The organism is Mesorhizobium sp. WSM4884, assembly GCF_029625675.1.
In the GTDB taxonomy this organism is placed as follows: Bacteria; Pseudomonadota; Alphaproteobacteria; order Rhizobiales; family Rhizobiaceae; genus Mesorhizobium.
The window spans coordinates 68,408-84,369 of sequence record NZ_JARTVO010000005.1 but is presented as its reverse complement, the minus strand read 5'-3'; the positions used below and the strand labels follow the sequence as shown (position 1 = coordinate 84,369).

General features: G+C 64.0%; 12 protein-coding genes. 4 read left to right on the top strand and 8 right to left on the bottom strand.

Translation table 11 applies throughout. The features are described 5' to 3' along the window. The first annotated feature begins 125 nt into the window (after nt 1-125). Nucleotides 126-1,010: a hypothetical protein gene (locus tag P9236_RS09810; RefSeq protein WP_278074416.1), complete on the top strand. Its 885-nt coding sequence runs from the start codon at nt 126-128 to the stop codon at nt 1,008-1,010. A gap of 31 nt (nt 1,011-1,041) precedes the next feature. Here P9236_RS09810 and P9236_RS09805 read toward each other — a convergent pair whose 3' ends face one another. From P9236_RS09805 to P9236_RS09795, 3 genes are all read right to left on the bottom strand, one after another. Further along, the gene (locus P9236_RS09805) at nt 1,042-2,559 is read right to left on the bottom strand and encodes a hypothetical protein (RefSeq protein ID WP_278074415.1); all 1,518 of its coding nucleotides are present in this window, start codon (nt 2,557-2,559) and stop codon (nt 1,042-1,044) included. Nucleotides 2,560-2,623: 64 nt separating this feature from the next. After that, nucleotides 2,624-3,733, bottom strand: a complete 1,110-nt coding sequence (locus P9236_RS09800) for a cellulase family glycosylhydrolase (RefSeq protein ID WP_278074414.1) — start codon at nt 3,731-3,733, stop codon at nt 2,624-2,626. Nucleotides 3,734-3,753: 20 nt separating this feature from the next. Next, entirely contained in the window at nt 3,754-5,913 is a 2,160-nt protein-coding gene (locus P9236_RS09795) for a GumC family protein (RefSeq protein ID WP_278074413.1), read from the bottom strand. A gap of 240 nt (nt 5,914-6,153) precedes the next feature. Here P9236_RS09795 and P9236_RS09790 point away from each other — a divergent pair, with 240 nt between their 5' ends. Together P9236_RS09790 and P9236_RS09785 are read left to right on the top strand one after the other, a co-directional pair. Beyond that, nucleotides 6,154-7,566 (top strand): lipopolysaccharide biosynthesis protein, encoded by a 1,413-nt coding sequence (locus tag P9236_RS09790; protein WP_278074412.1) that lies wholly within the window; start codon nt 6,154-6,156, stop codon nt 7,564-7,566. Further along, entirely contained in the window at nt 7,563-8,657 is a 1,095-nt protein-coding gene (locus P9236_RS09785; RefSeq protein WP_278074411.1) for a glycosyltransferase family 4 protein, read from the top strand. The genes P9236_RS09790 and P9236_RS09785 overlap by 4 nt, the downstream gene beginning before the upstream one ends. 25 nt (nt 8,658-8,682) lie before the next feature. On the opposite strand, the gene P9236_RS09780 is transcribed toward P9236_RS09785, so the two are convergent. Then, a complete protein-coding gene (locus P9236_RS09780; protein ID WP_278074410.1) occupies nt 8,683-10,143 on the bottom strand; it encodes a hypothetical protein in 1,461 nt (486 codons plus the stop codon). Between the two features lie 303 nt (nt 10,144-10,446). Between P9236_RS09780 and P9236_RS09775 the strand changes: the two genes are divergently transcribed. Continuing rightward, a complete protein-coding gene (locus P9236_RS09775; RefSeq protein ID WP_278074409.1) occupies nt 10,447-11,604 on the top strand; it encodes a GNAT family N-acetyltransferase in 1,158 nt (385 codons plus the stop codon). Nucleotides 11,605-11,644: 40 nt separating this feature from the next. On the opposite strand, the gene P9236_RS09770 is transcribed toward P9236_RS09775, so the two are convergent. The 4 genes from P9236_RS09770 to P9236_RS09755 form a co-directional block, all read right to left on the bottom strand. Beyond that, the gene (locus P9236_RS09770; protein WP_278074408.1) at nt 11,645-12,871 is read right to left on the bottom strand and encodes an NAD(P)/FAD-dependent oxidoreductase; all 1,227 of its coding nucleotides are present in this window, start codon (nt 12,869-12,871) and stop codon (nt 11,645-11,647) included. Further along, complete coding sequence (locus P9236_RS09765; RefSeq protein WP_347405181.1) at nt 12,868-13,548, bottom strand: WecB/TagA/CpsF family glycosyltransferase; 681 nt, start codon at nt 13,546-13,548, stop codon at nt 12,868-12,870. Before P9236_RS09765 ends, P9236_RS09770 begins: the two co-directional genes overlap by 4 nt. A 706-nt stretch (nt 13,549-14,254) precedes the next feature. Beyond that, on the bottom strand, nt 14,255-15,040 hold the full coding sequence (locus P9236_RS09760; protein WP_278074406.1) for an SDR family oxidoreductase: 786 nt from the start codon (nt 15,038-15,040) through the stop codon (nt 14,255-14,257). 17 nt (nt 15,041-15,057) lie between these two features. After that, nucleotides 15,058-15,789, bottom strand: a complete 732-nt coding sequence (locus tag P9236_RS09755; protein ID WP_278074405.1) for an FCD domain-containing protein — start codon at nt 15,787-15,789, stop codon at nt 15,058-15,060. Nucleotides 15,790-15,962 lie beyond the last annotated feature (173 nt).

The window sequence follows — 15,962 nt, the reverse complement described above, 5'->3', positions numbered from 1 at the left end:
GCCGCAGGGTGCCGTGAGATATGGCCAATAAAATTGGCTTCGATGGCAGTGTAATTCGTTAGTAATCGATCATCAGGATAATATGGGTCTCGACCATATTTTGTGCCTTTTTTCTTGAGTCGACTATGGCTGTTCTCGGTGCGTTTCCTCCCGGTGTCGGCTGCCGACCCTTCGATGAGGAGGATTGGGAAGGCGTCGCGGATTGCCTGCGCAGGGGCTTTCCGGAACGCAGCCGCAGCTATTGGATCGAGGCGCTGACCCGCCTGTCGCGGCGGCCCGCGGTGGCCGATTTCCCGCGATATGGTTTTGTCCTCGAGAAGTCGGGCAAAATCGTTGGCGCCGTGCTTACGCTCTATGCCAGGCACAGGGGCGTGGACGGCGACGAAATCCGCTGCAATCTCTCGAGCTGGTCCGTGGATGCGGAGTTCCGGCCCTATGCCAGTCGGATGATCGCGACGGTCATTGCGCGCAAGGACGTGGTCTACACCAACATTTCCCCGTCACCCGGAACATTGAAGCTCAACAAGGCATTCGGCTTTCGCCTGTTTTCCGGCGGGCAGGTCGCCTTCCTTCCCGTCCTGAATGCGATGCCGCGCCCGGACCGCGTGCTGGAAGCCGGTTCGGACCTCGCCGAGATGGCCCAGCTCACCGACAATGAAAGATACATACTCCTGGAGCATGCGGCGCTGGGCTGCCTGTCGCTGATCTGCATTTGCGACGGCTTGGCGCTGCCGCTCGTGCTGAAGCCGCGTCGAATATTGCACGGTCTCATTCCGTGCTGTCAGGTCGTCTACTGCCGCTCCCATGCGGATCTGGTCCGGTGTGCCGGGGCGGTAGGGCGCTTTCTCCTGCGGCGCGGCAAGCTGCTTTGCCTCGTCGACGCCATGGGCCCGGTTCCAGGTCTCTCCGGCAGGTATTTTCCGAAGAAAGGGTTGAAGTATTTCAAAGGCCCGAAATCGCCCTCTCCAGGAGACCTGACATTCACCGAGATGGTGCTGTTCGGCTCCTGAACGACGTCGCGAAGCCGGCCGATCCTTGAAATCAGTCCAGTGCCCCGGCCCTTGCCGCCGCGGTTATGCGCCAGCGTGTTCCGAGCGAGATACCCACCAGCAACAGGCAGAAGGCGAGGGCGAGAGGGGAGTAGAACGCCTCCTCCTGCAGCACGGCGTTGGCCGAGATGGTGGCGATGCCGACAAAACCGAACAGGAAATCCGGGTCGCCGGTTTCGACGAGCTGCCGGCGCAGCGCCACCAACAGCGCCGCCAGGAAGCCGAAGAAGACGAGGCTGCCTACGCCCATCTGGTAAAGCATGACACCAACCGCGCTCTCGACCGGCACCGAGGCGGCACCCTCGGCCTGAGCGCTTTGCCAGTTGAGATTGATGCTCGTGCTCGACAGGTTGCCGCCGAGCCCCAATCCTTGCCCCAGCGGGTCGGCCAGGAAGTCGCGCATGCCTGCGATCAGGCCAAGGACGTGATAGTCGCCATGCGTCCCGCCGTAGCCGATCGCCGCCGTCGTCCAGACGACGGCCAGCGCTATCACCGCCACGAGCGCCAGGCCGGCGCGCGAGGGCTTGTAGATCAGCCGCGCGGCAATCGCGACGAAGAGCATGAAGGTCGCTCCCTTGGAGCCGATGACGAGCAACAGCGGCAAGGCCGCGACAGGCAGCAACCACCGTCCTCTGAACAGGAGCCAGGCCGAAATAGTGCTCAAGGCGTAAGCATAGCTGATCGGATGGAAGTTCGGGCCGCCGATGCGAAACACGCTCGGCAGGATGTCGTTGAACAGCGGCGTGTTGAAGAAGGTCGTGGTCATCACGTCCTCGATGCCACGATAAACGAAACCGGTTTCCTTCAGCGCTTGCTCCCACACTCCCGTCTCGACCTGCCGCGATACGCTGCGCTCGACGTAAAGGTCGCCATGGAAGAGGCCGAGGAAATCCATGGTGAAGATCAGTTCGGCGTAGCCATAGATGATCGCGCCGGCGCCGAGCCAGAGCATGCTCTTGCGCAGATCGACGGGATAAAGGCTGGCGGCGAGGACCGCGACGTGAAAGCAGGCGAGCGGCGTGATCGTGTTGCGGAAATAGACGACCGCGTCCTTGGGGCCGCCATGCACGACGCCGAAGGCGAAATAGAAACAGACCGTTCCGCACAGCACCATGTTGAGCAGCAGCCATGGACGCAATTCGGTCAGTGCGCGGACGCGGTGCTGAAACGAGGCGGCCAGGAAGATGCCGAACGCGGTCATCAGGATGATGAAGTTCGTGCCGCGCAGCGCGTCGAACGTGTCGTTGTCGGGAATGTACGGCGTGAACCAGGCGACCACGAGGTTCTGATAGAGGAAGGCGCAGATGATCAGCACGGGAACGCCCGAAGGCACCGCGTTCGCAATGATCAGCGTCAACACGAAGGTCGCGGCAACTCCGAACGGGGTCCAGACGGCAAAGGAGGAGACGGCGAGCGCAACGACAAGCAAGGCCGTGCCGACATGCAGCAGGGCTTCGGGCGTGTCGCGGCCCGGCAGTCCGACGGGCGAATAGGCCTCCGTCCTGCTCATCGGCGGCCCGCTCCGGTCGTTGCTCGCCTCAGCAAGCGTCTATGGCGCCTGTCGTCCACGTCCGCTAGCCTCCAAGGAGCGCGGCGATCATCGAGCCGTCGAAGCCTTCGACGCTCCGCCGGTTCTTGATGAAGCCGAAACCCTGATCGAGCTCCCAGTAGGTCCATGCGACCTGATTCGTTTCCGCCGCCTTGCGCACGGCGCGCACCCAGGAGGCGCGGCTTTCGGCATCCACGCAGAAATTGAGCACGCCGAACTCGTTCAGCATCACCGGGCAGTCATGAGTCGCGGACCAACGCGCCAGATCGGTAAAATCGGAGGCGATCCGTGCCTCTGTCCAAGGCGCCGACAATTCGTCCTCGACGAGGTTGGCCGCCTCCTCGTCGCCGGCCGCGCGCAGTTTGGAAAGCAGCTGGTTCACCGCCGCCGTTTCCTTGCTTGCGGGAAAGGGCAGGTCCGCGATGCGGGCGAGCGGCGACGCATCCCAGTTTTCGCACTGATGGGTGAATGCCATCGGAGCGTAATAGTGAACCGCGGCAATCTGATTGTCGTCGGCGAGCGGCGGCGTATCGGCGATTTCCCAGATGCCCTGAAACCGTGCCGGTCCCCAGACCAGCGTGTGGAGCGGACACTTCGCTCGCAACGTTGCGGCGATCCGTTCCCGCAGCGCCAGCCATGCGTTCCGTTCCATCGGTGGCTCGTTCAGCAGCTCGGGATAGACCCAATCCGCCGGCAGATCGGCGACCACGACACGCAAGGAGGTCCAGGCCCGAAGCACCTGCCCGCCCGCGGCTTCGGGATCGTTTCGGAAAGCCGCCACCAGCTCGCCCGAGGGATGCATGTCGAGGAGGACTGAAAAACCCGCCCCGACAAGATCCCGGATCCCGTTCTGGATGCGGCGAAGCGTTGCCGGATGGCCGCTGGAGACGAGGTCGCCGTTCACCGGCAGCCGAATGGTTTCGAAGCCGGCCTGGCGCAGCTTTTCAAGCGTGGCCGTGGCAGGGGCAGGTCCACCGTCGCGGTCGAACCATCCTGGAAGGTTGAAGCCGCGCGACGGGACGCGGACGCCGCCCGTCGCCAGCGCGGCCGACCGTGGCAGAGGGGAGGTGGCGAGCAGGACTCCGGCGGCAAGTGCCAGCGCATGTCGCCGTGACATCTTGGACGGCGATGTCATCGATGCATCGCCTCCACTGCCTATCCCCGGGTGGCGGCGCTGCGGCGCTGTTCGCCCACCGCTCGCGGACCGTCTATCGCCTCGGCCGGCCGTGCGCCGTCCGGCGCGATGACAAGAGTGGCGCTGCGGCCGATCTGGCCGGCGCCGAATTTTTGCGCAAGCAGCTTGGCGGCTTCCGAAGGCTGCTCGGACGGGCCGAGCGCGAGAAGCGCAAGGTCGGCTTTGGCGAAGAGTTCCGGAATCCAGCCATTCTCATTGAACGAAGGGGCGATCACGAGCACGAAATCGAACGCGCTTCCGGCTTCCGCCAGAATGCCGCGGAAGGTGTTGCGATCCGGCACGCCAGGACCTTTCTCCATAACGGAGCTGCACACGACCGTCCGCAGGCCGGTCGCGCCGTCGATGAACAATCCGGCTCCGTCCGTCGTCGAGCTCGACAGATGATCGCCGATTTCCACCATCAGCACGTTCTGATCGGCCCGCTGCATGCCGATGCCCAGCATCGCACCTGCAATCCTTGCCTCGAAGCTGCTGCGGATCGAGGACACCAGGATGACAAAGGGTTTGCCGTGGTCGTTCAAGTGCAGAACCATCTGCCGCATGATCTTCAGCACGTCGAGCGACAGCGTTTCGTTTCCAGTCTGGAACAGCTGCTTCCTGATCGCCTTGATGTTGGAATAGGCGGTTCCGCCGGCGACGCCGGGCAGGCGGTATTCGCCGAAATTGGCCGGCATCGGCAATGGCCGGGGGCTGACGGGCGCTCTGTCCTTGCGGTCCACGACCGGCTCCGGCGCGGCATGCTTCGGCGCCTGCGGATCCTCTTCCGGCTGCGGAACCGGACCAAGCGCCAAGGCAAGGCCGCATCCGGCGAGAAGCCCCAGCACGGCGCTCACCAGGAGAAGCAGGACCGGCTTCGGCCATGTCGGCTGGACTGGCGGCGAGGCGACGCCGATCCTGCGCGCCTCGGAAGTCTGCACGCCCTGCATCTGGGACGTTTCCTGGGCGCGCTTGAGATAGTCGTCGAGCACGGCGCGCGCGGCTTGCGCCTTGGATTCCAGTTGCCGCAGCTGCACCTGCGCGATATTCGAGTCCGTTGACTGCTGACGCAGGGCTTCGAGCTTGTCCTGCAGCTTGCCGACATTCTGCACGGCAAGATCGTAGCTGGCCTTCAACTGCTGCCTTATCCGATCGGCCTCGGCCGCCATCAGTCGCTGCAACCGCTCCAGTTCGGATTGAAGCCGGCCGATCGTCGGGTGACGCGGCCCGTACATGGTTTGCAGGCTGGCAAGCTCGGTGGCGCGCTGGTTGTAGTCGTCGCGCAATTTGCTGGCGGAGGTGGAGGTAAGAATGTCCGCGAGCTTGGCGAGTCCGGCCGGTGAATTGCCCGCCGCCAGCGCCTGGTTGTACCGGTCCTTGGCACGATCGGCGTCGCCCTGGGCGGCTATCAGCTGCGCCGTGAGCTGATCGAGCTGCGACTGCAGCGTGCCGCCATCCGTCGAATTCACGATATTGTTTTTCGTCTTGAAATCCTCGACCGCGCGCTCGGCGTCGCTGACATCCTTCTGCAGGCCCGAGATCCTGTCCGTCAGCAGCGTGTTCACGTCGCTGTTGGCGGTCTCGCGTTCTCCCACGAGGCCTGCCCGGTACTGGTCGACGATGGCATTGGCGATGCGCGCTGCCTTTTCCGGCGACGGCGAGGTGAAGCTGACATTGATGACATAGGTAAGTCCTTCGCGCTCCACCGACACCTTGCTCTGGAAGCGTTTGAAGGCGGCATCGTGCGTGGCGGTCGCGCCGGCTCCGAACAGCGACAGCAGACGCGACGTCATACCGGCGCCGGCGAATTCCGGATCGCTGTCGAGCTTCTGGCTTTTGAAGACCGCGCCCAGCAGGTCAGGCGACTGGATGACGAAGACCTGGCTGGCGATGGCGGCGCTGTCGGACCCGATCCCCGGAAGCACGTTGTTGAAATTGGTCGCGCGCGTGTCGCGGGGGTCGATCAGTATCGAGGCCGTCGCCGTATAGCTCGGTTTTGTCACCGCAAGATAGGAAAGCGCGAGCAGCAATGCCGCGCCGGCGATGGCAAGCACCATCAAGCGACGCGCCCAAAGAATGGACCACACGGCACCTATGTCGAACAGCGGCGGAAGAGTGCGCTCGTCGATCCTGGCTGGCTTCATCAATGTTCCTCGTGCGGAGCCGCGACCTAACGACCTCACTCGTCTCCACATTATTAAGGATTATCGTTAGCCATCCGTTAAGCGTGGCGGCGTGACGATGAGCTCGGCGTGGGCGATGCCGGTAACCATGCGAAGCGTTCGCGCTGGCGCGGTTGCGGCATTTTGCTTATGCAGGATTGGGTTTTGAGCGTCGTCGTAGGTGCGGGGTAGGCCCATCGCCGATCGTCTCAGGAGGCGACGTTGAAGGACAACACGGGGAACCGCGAGGCCGCCCAGGGGGCAGCGGCCAGCCCGGCGACCGACATGCGCATGTCGATCACAGCCCTCGCCAAGAGCGGCGCCGTGGCCGGCATCATCAAGCTTGCCAGCGCGGGCCTGTCCTTCCTCATGTTCGTGGCCGTGGCGATGGTGACGGACGAACGGGAGTTCGGCCTTTACAGCGCGACCTATGCCGGCGCGAGCCTGGTTTCCTTCTTCGCTTCGGTGGGTCAGCAAAGCACCGTGCTCAGGTTCTGGCCCCAATATGCCGGATTGGGCGATCTCGCCTCGGCTCATGGGCTGATGGCCCGCGCCATTCTCGTGGCGCTGGCCGGGCTTGTCGGCACCAGCCTGCTCATCATCGTGGTCGGTTTCCTGCCTTTCGTCGGCAGGGGAACGCCGGAATGGCTCCCGCTGTGCGTGGCGGCCGCGGTGCTGTCCTTCTCGCTCGGCTGGTCGGAATTTACCTCCGGCGCTTTCCGGGCCAAGAACGCGCTGATATCGGGCCTGTTGCCAAGGGACGTCATCTGGCGCGCGGCGACGATCGCGGCTGTTCTGGTGCTGCATTTCATGCATGTGAGGATGGCTGCGGTTACCGCGACGTATCTGACGGCGCTGCTGCTCATCCTCTCGGTCGTCCCACAGACAATCATCCTGGTGCGCGACACGATGCGGGCCGATCGCGGCGGTCTCACCGAGGGGCAGAAGCAGGAATTCAAGACAGTGACGCTCGGCCTGTGGGGCGTCACCTCGCTGCCGCCGGCGCTCGGCCAGGTCAGCACCCTGCTCGTGGCGATGATCCTGGGGCCCGAAGCGGCAGGCGCGATCTTTGTGGCGGACCGGACCACCCGTTTCGTCACCCTTGCGCTCAACGGCATCAACCAGGCGCTGGCGCCGCAGATATCGGCCGCCTTCTACAACGGCGACAGGGCTCACGTGCAGCGCATCACCAGCCTCGCCGCGCTTGGCGGCTCGGCCATTGCGCTGTGCGTTCTGGCATCCTTCTGGATATTCGGCTACCTCATTCTGTCCATCTTCAATCCGGCCTATGCGACGCCGACCATGAGGGCAACGCTCGTCATCTTCGGCATAGGAGCGACGTTCGGCACCGCCTGCGGTCCGATCGAAATCCTGCTGCAACTGACGGGTCTCCAGCACGCGCTGTTCAAGGTGCTTGTCGTCGTCAACATCGCCGGGCTTTGCGTGACGGCGGTGGCAACCTACTACCTCGGACCCGTGGGTGCCGCGCTCAGCATTGCCGGAACCGTGATCGCCTGGACGGCCTTCGGAGTCTCGATCGCCCGGCGCAGAATCGGTATCAATCCATCAGTCCTTGGCTTGTCTTTCGACAGGATCGGTCTCGTGCCCCACTTGCTCCCGAGAGAGCGCACGTGAAGATCGTGCAGGTGCAGACCCAGGCGGAGGCGGCGGGGGCGCAACGCATCTCCGACATGGTGGGCGAAGGATTGCGGGCGCGCGGCCACGAGGTGCGAACCGTCTTCATGTATCGGAAGACCGATGCCTATGACCGCGATCCCAATGCGGATTTCATCCTGAAGGAACGTCCGCGCGGATTGCCCGGGCAGATCCGGGCGGCCTTCGGCCTGGCGCGATATCTGCGCGCGGCAGGCCCCGACGCGGTGATCACCTACCAACACTACGGCAACATCTTCGGCACGATCGGCGCCCGTCTGGCCGGTGTCAGGCATATCGTTGCAAACCAGAGCGGCGCCCCGCATCGCAAGGGGGTCATGGGTCTTCTCTCGCAGATCGACAAGCTAATGGGCATGGTCGGCCTTTACCAGGCGAATGTCGTCAATTCCGGCTGGACGGAAGCGCAATTCGATCGCTATCCGCAGTCCTATCGGCGGCGCATGCGCCGCATCGATCATGGCGTTTCCGTACCGGGCGAGGAATTCGACAAGGCAGCGGCGCGTGCCGCCTTCGGCCTGCCGCAGAACGTATGGCTGGCCCTGTCGTCCGGCCGGCTGACGCGCATGAAGAACCAGATCGCGCTTGTCGGGGCGCTCGACCAACTGCCTGACGTCCATCTCGCGCTTGCCGGCGCGGGGCCGGAGCGCGAGGCGCTCGTCGCCTTTGCCGAAAGCCACGGCGTGGCGAACCGCCTGCATCTCGTCGGCGAGGTTCCTCCGGCACGCATCTTCGAATTCCTCGCGGCCGGCGACGCCTATGCGTTCGCCTCGATGACCGAGACCTTCGGCCTCGCCTGCGTCGAAGCGGCCATCTCCGGCCTGCCGATCGTTGCAAGCAACCTCGACGTCATGCGCGAGGTGCTGACAGCCGAGGACGGCTCACCCGCTGCGCTGTTCGTCGAAGCCGACGCCGCCGGCATGGCCAAGGGGCTTGCCGATCTGGTCGCACGGCCGGAATTCAAGGCCAGGCTTTCGGCGGCGGGGCGGCGGCTCCGAGACAAGTATTCGCCGGCCAGGATGTGCGCGGGCTACGAAGCCCTACTGCTTGCCTGAGAGCGGGTTTCGAAACACTCTCTGACTACTTCCGCACCGCGGCGATCCCGTCGATCACCTCCAGGCGGCCCGCGCGATTGAGCGTGTGGATCTTCGGATAGGGCCAGTCGCCGGCCGCATCGATCGGCCGCGGCGCCGAAAGCCGCACCGTCTGCTGGTCGAGTTGCAGCAGCTCGGACAGGCCAAGCCCGCCGCCGTAGCCCAGCGTTCCGTCCTGCACCGGAAGGAGGACGCGGCCGTCGCGGTTGCGGACGAAGGCTCCGCCCGGGCGGGCCATGCGATGGTCGATCAGGATCGGGTTCGCCGGATGTGGCCGCCATGGGCCGGCGAGCGCGGGAGCCGAGAAGACCACCAGCATGTCGGAGGTGCTCCCGTGGCCGTCCCGGTCCGTGGCGAACAGCCAGAGCGTGCCTTCATGCTCGAGCAAGGTGGCATCGGAAATCTCGCCTTCGACTAGCGCGGTCTCGGCAATCCAATCGTCCGGGAAGCCCGAGGCGCGGTAGAGCGTGAGCCTGCCGCTGGCGCTCGCCTCGGGCAGCATCCAGACCGCGCCGTCGCGCTCGAACACTTGCGGGTAGGAGAGGTGGTGGGCTTCCTCCAGCACGACCCGAGGCGTGCCGGGAACACCGCCAGCATCGAACGGAACAACGGAGATCACCGCCTTGCCGGTGGCATGCGGATAATCCTCGACGAAGACGAAGGGCCGGTCCTGCCACCAAAAGGGAAACGGGTCGGCATAGAAATGGTCGCCCACGTCCGGCAGCACCGACCAACCGGTCCCGAGCTTGCTCCTATCGGCGACGCCCGGCGCATCGGTGAAGCGATAGCCGACACGCCAATGCGCGTGCCGAAAGCGTGCGCGCCGAAGCGCTTCCCGGCCGAGCCGCGGCAGCGCCGCTCCGAGATAGGCGGACGTGAATCGGCCTCGCTCACCGCGATCATGGCTCTCGGCGATCGGCTCCCGCAGCAGCCGACCGGCAGCGAACGCGCGGGCGACCGATTGAACCAGGGTGACGGCCCGGGCGAACACGTCGTCGGAGCCGAGCGCGGTGGACTCACGCTTGTCGACCATCGGCCGCGCCTGGCCCACCACCGTCTTCCTGTCGAGCACGGCCTCGATCATCGGCAGCCTGCCGGCCGCGACGGCGATTGCGGCCGAGAGATCGGCGCTCGATCCGTCGAAGCGGAGGCCGATGGTCGGAACATTCGATAGGACCGCGTCGCCGGCAAGGTCGAGCCTCAGCGCGGCAGGGCGATTGCCGGGCCGTGCCCGGATTGCCTGCACCGCGGAGCCGAGAAGGGGGCCACGCCGGCGGAAAAGACGTTGCTCGAACCGGAAGGCGGCTTTTGCCGCGGCCGGCCAGCCTGCCGGCCCGGGCTGATGCGTTACCGCGACATCGTGGCCGTCCGCCTCCAGCCGCTCAATGGCGACCTGCTGCCAATGGCGGGGCGCCGATTGCGGAACGATGACTTCGATCGCCAGCATGTCTTGTCGTCCGCGTCTATCTTCTATTCGGGTTTTCGTAGTTCCGACAATGAGGAGCGAAAGACTAGCCCTAAATGCTTACATCAGCGTTACACGCAAAATCCGGCTTCGACTTCGACATTCACGGCGAAGATTCTCGACTTGCAATCCCGAACCGGTCGAGTGGGCGGGGCGCCCGGCCGCTTTTGCAACGCAACATTAGCATTTTACGCATATACCAAGATTCCAACTATCGCGGTGATCGATCTTGACCTGAAGGCCAAGACGTCGTCGATAGGCCGCTGTCCCGCCGGTTCGGATCACATGTTTGAAGTCACTGCCGAGGATGCGTTCGATTTCCGTTCGAAGGAATACGCCGAGCTCTTCGCCAGCTCGGCGGCGACCGCCTTTCAGCACCCCATATGGCTCGCGCAACTGTATGAGAGGCTCGTACGACAAGGCGCCGCCACGCCGCTGATCATCGTCGTACGTCTGCGCGCAAGCGGAAAGCTCGCGATGGTCCTACCTCTGGTGAGGCGCCGCTACACGCTGCTGAAGGTCGTGGAATTCGCGGATATGCGGGTTTCCGACTATGTCTCGCCCGTCGCCGATGAGGAGACTTTCTCCCGCATCCTCGCCGACAGCCGCACGGTCGCCGCCATCCGCAAGCATCTGCGGCCATACGATCTCTTGCGCATCGGCAAGCTCGCGGACCGCTCACTGGCGATGGAGCGCCTGTTCGGCATCGACAAGCGCGACAGCATGGGCATGAGCGCCTATACCAGCAAGCTGGAGCCGACATTCGCCGGCTGGCGCGAGCATCGGCTGGACCAGTCCTACCGCAAGGAGCTCGACAAGAAATCCCGGCAGCTGAACCGCATGGGGGAGGCGCGCTTCGAACGCGTGGACGACCCGGCCGCCATCCGCACGACATTCGATGCCCTCAAGCTCTATCGCGGCAAACGCTTCGACGGGAGCGATGGCCCCGCCGACCTTTTGCAAACATCCTCCTATTTCGATTTCTATCTGGCCGTCGCCAATGAAGGATCCGCCGGCTTTGCCCGCACCTACGCGTTCTGGATGAACGGCCGGCCGATCGCCGGCGCGCTCGGGCTCGAGCATCGCGACTCCCTCCTGGTCATTCTCGGCGGCTTCGACGAGGCAGGCTACAGGAAGCAGTCGATCGGCAGCCTGATGTTCGAGCAGATCGCCCGCGACTGCATCGAGCGCGGAGATCACTATCTCGATTTCACCATCGGCGACGAGCCCTACAAGCGCATCTTCGGCGGCCGGCCTTCACCGATGTGGCAAGTTTACCATGCGGGGAGTCCGCTCGGCTATGCGGCGCATCTGACGGTGGAGAAGTTGCCGGCAGCCAAGGCGCTGGCACGGCATATCCTGGAGGCCGCGCATGTCAAGAAGGCCAGGCCTTCCGCCATCATCGTGCCGCCGGCCCCCGACGAGGCTGCCGAATCTTCCTGATCGAACGCGTTGGATCCCGGTGTCGGGGAACTAGCCCCGATCAGTTGACGGCTTCGATCCGCGGCTGCTTGAGACCGCGCAGCCTGGCGGCAAAGCTCGGGCTGAATTTGTCGATCTCATGCAGGATGCGGCGGCGGCTGAAGTGAACCTGCCGGCGCGCGCGCCAACGCAGGTCGGTGTCGATGGTCAGGCTGCGGCGGAAATTCGCTAGTTCGAGTGCCCGCTCGTCCATCTGCCGTTTCATGGGATCATCGTAGAAAGTGGCGATCTTTGCCGCCGCCATGCCGGGCGAAGCCATCCACTGCGGCACGTGCACCATGCACAAGCGTTCGACGTCGGTGAGCAGCCGGCTGACGCCCGTTCCGGCCGCCGGACAGGATGTCTGATAAGCGTCTCCGATCAGGACGACGCCATCGCGCCTGCAATTCTCGGCGACGGTGATGTCGGTGAGCCAACTCGAGACACGGTCGATGACCTCGAAATCGCCGAATGTTTTGAGGAGCCCGGGAAGCGTTTCGATAAGCGTCTCGCGAGGGCGGTCGCGCAGCGCCTTGACCCAAGGGTCGGTATGCTCCCGGAAAACAAAGAGATTGGCGCGAGTGACGCCGCCGGCCGGGAAAAAGTTCAGGTAGTCGATCCCGTCCGACACCCGCTCGCCGTAATATGTCAATGCCGGATGGTTGAAGGCACGTGCGCCCGCCGGCCGCACATTGAAGCCGAAAGTCAGTGATTGCCGCTGGTGGACGAACCGCCGCTCGATACCCACGTCGCGTCGCAGGATATCTCCCATGCCGGTGGCGAGCACGAGGAGCCGAGCCGTCACGTCCGGCTGGCCGATGATCGACACACGCTGCCGCTCCGGACCCGCTTCCACCGCGCTCACCCGGCCGGCGACGAAGCGCACGGTCTTGGGCAGTTCGGCCCGCATCGCCGCGACGAGGTCGTCGTAGAAAATGCCGTAGTGAGGGGCGTGCGTGCGGTCGAGCACACGCCCCTTGCGCACGTTGACGATCTCGTCGAATGCCGCGGCCGCCGCCGAAAGACTATCGAGGAGACCGATCCGGCGCAGTTTGTCGATCTGGTCGCCGGCGATCTTCTCGACGCGGAACTCGCGCGGAAAAACGGGGTGGCGGTCGATCAGCGTGACATGGTAGCCCGATCGCCCGAGCAGGGTCGCGGCAAGCGTTCCGGAGAGTCCGCCGCCGACGATGGCGATCTCCGTGTCGGTCCCCTCCGGCAGCGGACGAAGCGAATGTTCGGCGGTCATTGCGAATACCTCAACAGGGCATAGAGAGCACGGGGATTGGTGGTGAAATAGCGCCAGAAGAGCCGGCGCGGCTCCATCAGCATGCGCCAGAGCCATTCGAAGCCGGCCTTCTGCACCCAAAGCGGCGCGCGCCGGACCTTGCCGGCGATATGATCGAAGAGCCCCCCGGACGTCTTGATCACGCCGACATTCGAGAGCCGCGACGCAAAATCGCGGACAAAGATCTGCTCGCGCGGAACGCCGAGGCCCAGCCACAATATGTCCGGTGCGAGCGCGTTGATCTCATCGAGCTTTTTCTCGAGCGCCTGGCCGAAAAGATAGCCGTGGCTGTGGCCGACGATGCGCAGGCGCGGGTAGCTGGCCTTGATCGCGGCCACGGCCTTGGCGTTCCCTGCCTCGGTCGACCCGAGCAGGTAAAAGGTCGCGGCCTCGTTCTCGGCGAGCCTTGCCACGTCATGGAACAGATCGGTGGTGGCCACCCGTTCCGGCAGCGGCGTGCTGCACAAAAGGCGCGAGGCGAGAACGAGCGGCTGGCCGTCGGCGAAGATCTGGTCGGCTTCGCGGAAGAGGGCGGCAATCTCGGACTTCGCGCGCGCCTGGGCGATGACCTCGCCATTGGCGGATGTGAAATAATACGGACGGCTGCCGTGGCGGTGCTGCCGCGCCGCCGCGATCATCAGACGGGCGGCGCCTTGCCGGTCGATCACCGTGACGGGAAGTCCGCCGAGCTGCACCGTCGGCAATGCAGCCAAGTCCTGCGGGGAAGGTGCTGTCTCCAGCTTCGCCACGGCGGTCACGCTTCGGTACCCGGTCGAAGTCTGATGCTGCAACCGGGAAAAATGAGAGGTCTCATGGTTAGCGGGCGTCACATATTGGCTGGAGTGGAGCGGATCCGATCCGCTGGTCGTAACGCAGTCCTGTTCAAAATCTCTTTTTGAACTTTCTAAAACTTTTCGCATAGGAGAAGTCGCCCCATTCTCCGATATTGAAACTACCCCCTTCATTGTTATCATAAGTAAAAAAATCAAAACGTTAAGCGAATTGTTAATAGTTAGTTAATATATAAAATTTGAATTGAAATTCAAATTAATTTTGTTCTTTCGATCGCAACTGCGACTTGTTTTTTGTTGATTTTGAAGTTGAATTCTTTCTGGGCGTTTTGCGGTGCGATTGCTGCTGATCGTAGCCACATTGGGGCGCCAGCCGGGGTCCGGATGTGGGCGGCTCTACCGGCCCCATCAGCCGCACGGCGGCGGCGCCCACGGCTGTCTGTCTCATGATGCCGAAAGTGGGCAACGACATGCGTGGCGCCCGCCTGACGGGCGAAGCGGAAATTGTCCGGCGTCAGCGATTCCCGTTAGAGGCCAAGACCGATCTTCATGGTTACTTCACGCCGATCCCGGCGGTCAGGCCGCCGTCGATTTTGTAGTCCGCGCCGGTGCAGAAGCTCGCCTTTGACGAGCACAGAAAGGCGATGAGCTCCGCCACTTCCTCCGGTTCGCCGATGCGGCCAAGCGGATGCGCAGCGCCGAAGCGCCGGTAGGCCTCCTCGACATCGGCATCACTGCCATTTTCGCCGCGCGCAGCCTTCTCGAGAATCGGCGTGCGGATCGAGCCCGGACTGACCGAATTGACCCGGATGCCGGCCGCCGCGTAGTCGAGCGCGAGCGAACGCGTCAGCGTGTGGATGGCGCCCTTGGTCGTGGCATAGGCGGCGACGTTCTGCTGGCAGGCGAAACCCTGCACCGAGGCGACGTTGACGATGGCGCCGCCACCCCGGCGGATCATTTCGGGGATGCCGAAATGGGCGGTCAGATAGATCGAGCCGACATTGACAGTCATCGCCTTGTTCCAGGTTTCCCAGTCGGTCGTCGTCGCCGTTCCGTACGGATGGACGGCGGCCGAATTGACGATCACGTCGAGGCCGCCGAAGCGCGCGACGCCGGCTGCGACGGCGTCGCGGACCTGGCCCGGCACGGAGACGTCGGTGTCCACGACCAGCGCGCCGGCTTCAGACCTTTCCAGTTCCGCTCGCATTGCCGCATTGGCCGCGCGGTCGATACCGCAGGCGACGATCGCAGCGCCGCCCGCGGCAAGGCGCCTTGCGGTCGCAAGGCCGATACCGGTCGTCCCGGTCACCAGGGCGACCTTGCCGTCGAAATCCTTCATTGCGGGAACTCCTTCAATCACGTGGCGGAAGCCGGGTCTTCCGGCAGGAATCGCAGGGCGAAATCGAGATGGCGGCTCATCAGGTAGGCGTAGGCCAGCCTGTCGCGCGCGCGCAGCGCGGCGATGATCTCGCCATGCGCGGCGCGGGTGTCGGCCAGTACCGGGCGCATTTCCTTGCCGATGGTCATGATCCGCAGGATCACCGGGGAAAGGAAGGAATACATGTCCGTCAGCATGCGATTGTCGGCCAGCGCGACCAGCGCCATGTGGAAATTGAAATCGTTCTCGGCGGCTTCCTCGATCGAACGGCTGTCGACGATCCGGGCATTGATCTCGTCGAGCGCCTCGATCTGCTCGCTCGTGGCATTGAGCACGATGTGGTCGCCGATGCCGACTTCGATGATGCGCCTGAAACCCTGGATGTCGGCAAAGGACGAGCGCGAGACATCCATATGCGCGGCGAAGAAATTCTGGATGGCGATGCTCTGCCCGTCGGCCAGGACAGCGCCGACGCGTGGTTTCGGTTCGATCAGCCCGTAGGTCCGAATGGTGCGCAAAGCCTCGCGCACCGTGTTGCGGCTGGCGCCGGTGATCTCGCTGAGCTCGCGTTCGGTCGGCAGCACGTCGCCGACATTCAGCTGCCGCGCCCGGATGAGGTCGAGGATCCGCCCGGCCGCGGCGTCAACCGCAGAGCTGCCGCCGGCGCGGCGGCGGGCGGCATTGTCACGCACGGCCTGAGGGTTTTCCAATGAGCTGCTCCTGAATTGTTGGACCAACATATCGCAAGATTTGGGGAAAACAACCAGCTTAGGCCCTGCATTGGTGGATTTTGCAGACATATTACCGGCCTGCGACCTCCGCAAACGGCTGTATTTTTAATTTGACTCCTATCGTGGTCCAACAATAAGTTGCCGCTCTCTTG

Bases quoted from the DNA above. Each gene is read 5' to 3' on its own strand.
- P9236_RS09810 (WP_278074416.1), top strand. From the start codon at position 126: ATGGCTGTTCTCGGTGCGTTTCCTCCCGGTGTCGGCTGCCGACCCTTC.
- P9236_RS09805 (WP_278074415.1), bottom strand. From the start codon at position 2,559: ATGAGCAGGACGGAGGCCTATTCGCCCGTCGGACTGCCGGGCCGCGAC.
- P9236_RS09800 (WP_278074414.1), bottom strand. From the start codon at position 3,733: ATGACATCGCCGTCCAAGATGTCACGGCGACATGCGCTGGCACTTGCC.
- P9236_RS09795 (WP_278074413.1), bottom strand. From the start codon at position 5,913: ATGAAGCCAGCCAGGATCGACGAGCGCACTCTTCCGCCGCTGTTCGAC.
- P9236_RS09780 (WP_278074410.1), bottom strand. From the start codon at position 10,143: ATGCTGGCGATCGAAGTCATCGTTCCGCAATCGGCGCCCCGCCATTGG.
- P9236_RS09775 (WP_278074409.1), top strand. From the start codon at position 10,447: ATGTTTGAAGTCACTGCCGAGGATGCGTTCGATTTCCGTTCGAAGGAA.
- P9236_RS09770 (WP_278074408.1), bottom strand. From the start codon at position 12,871: ATGACCGCCGAACATTCGCTTCGTCCGCTGCCGGAGGGGACCGACACG.
- P9236_RS09765 (WP_347405181.1), bottom strand. From the start codon at position 13,548: ATGATCGCGGCGGCGCGGCAGCACCGCCACGGCAGCCGTCCGTATTAT.
- P9236_RS09760 (WP_278074406.1), bottom strand. From the start codon at position 15,040: ATGAAGGATTTCGACGGCAAGGTCGCCCTGGTGACCGGGACGACCGGT.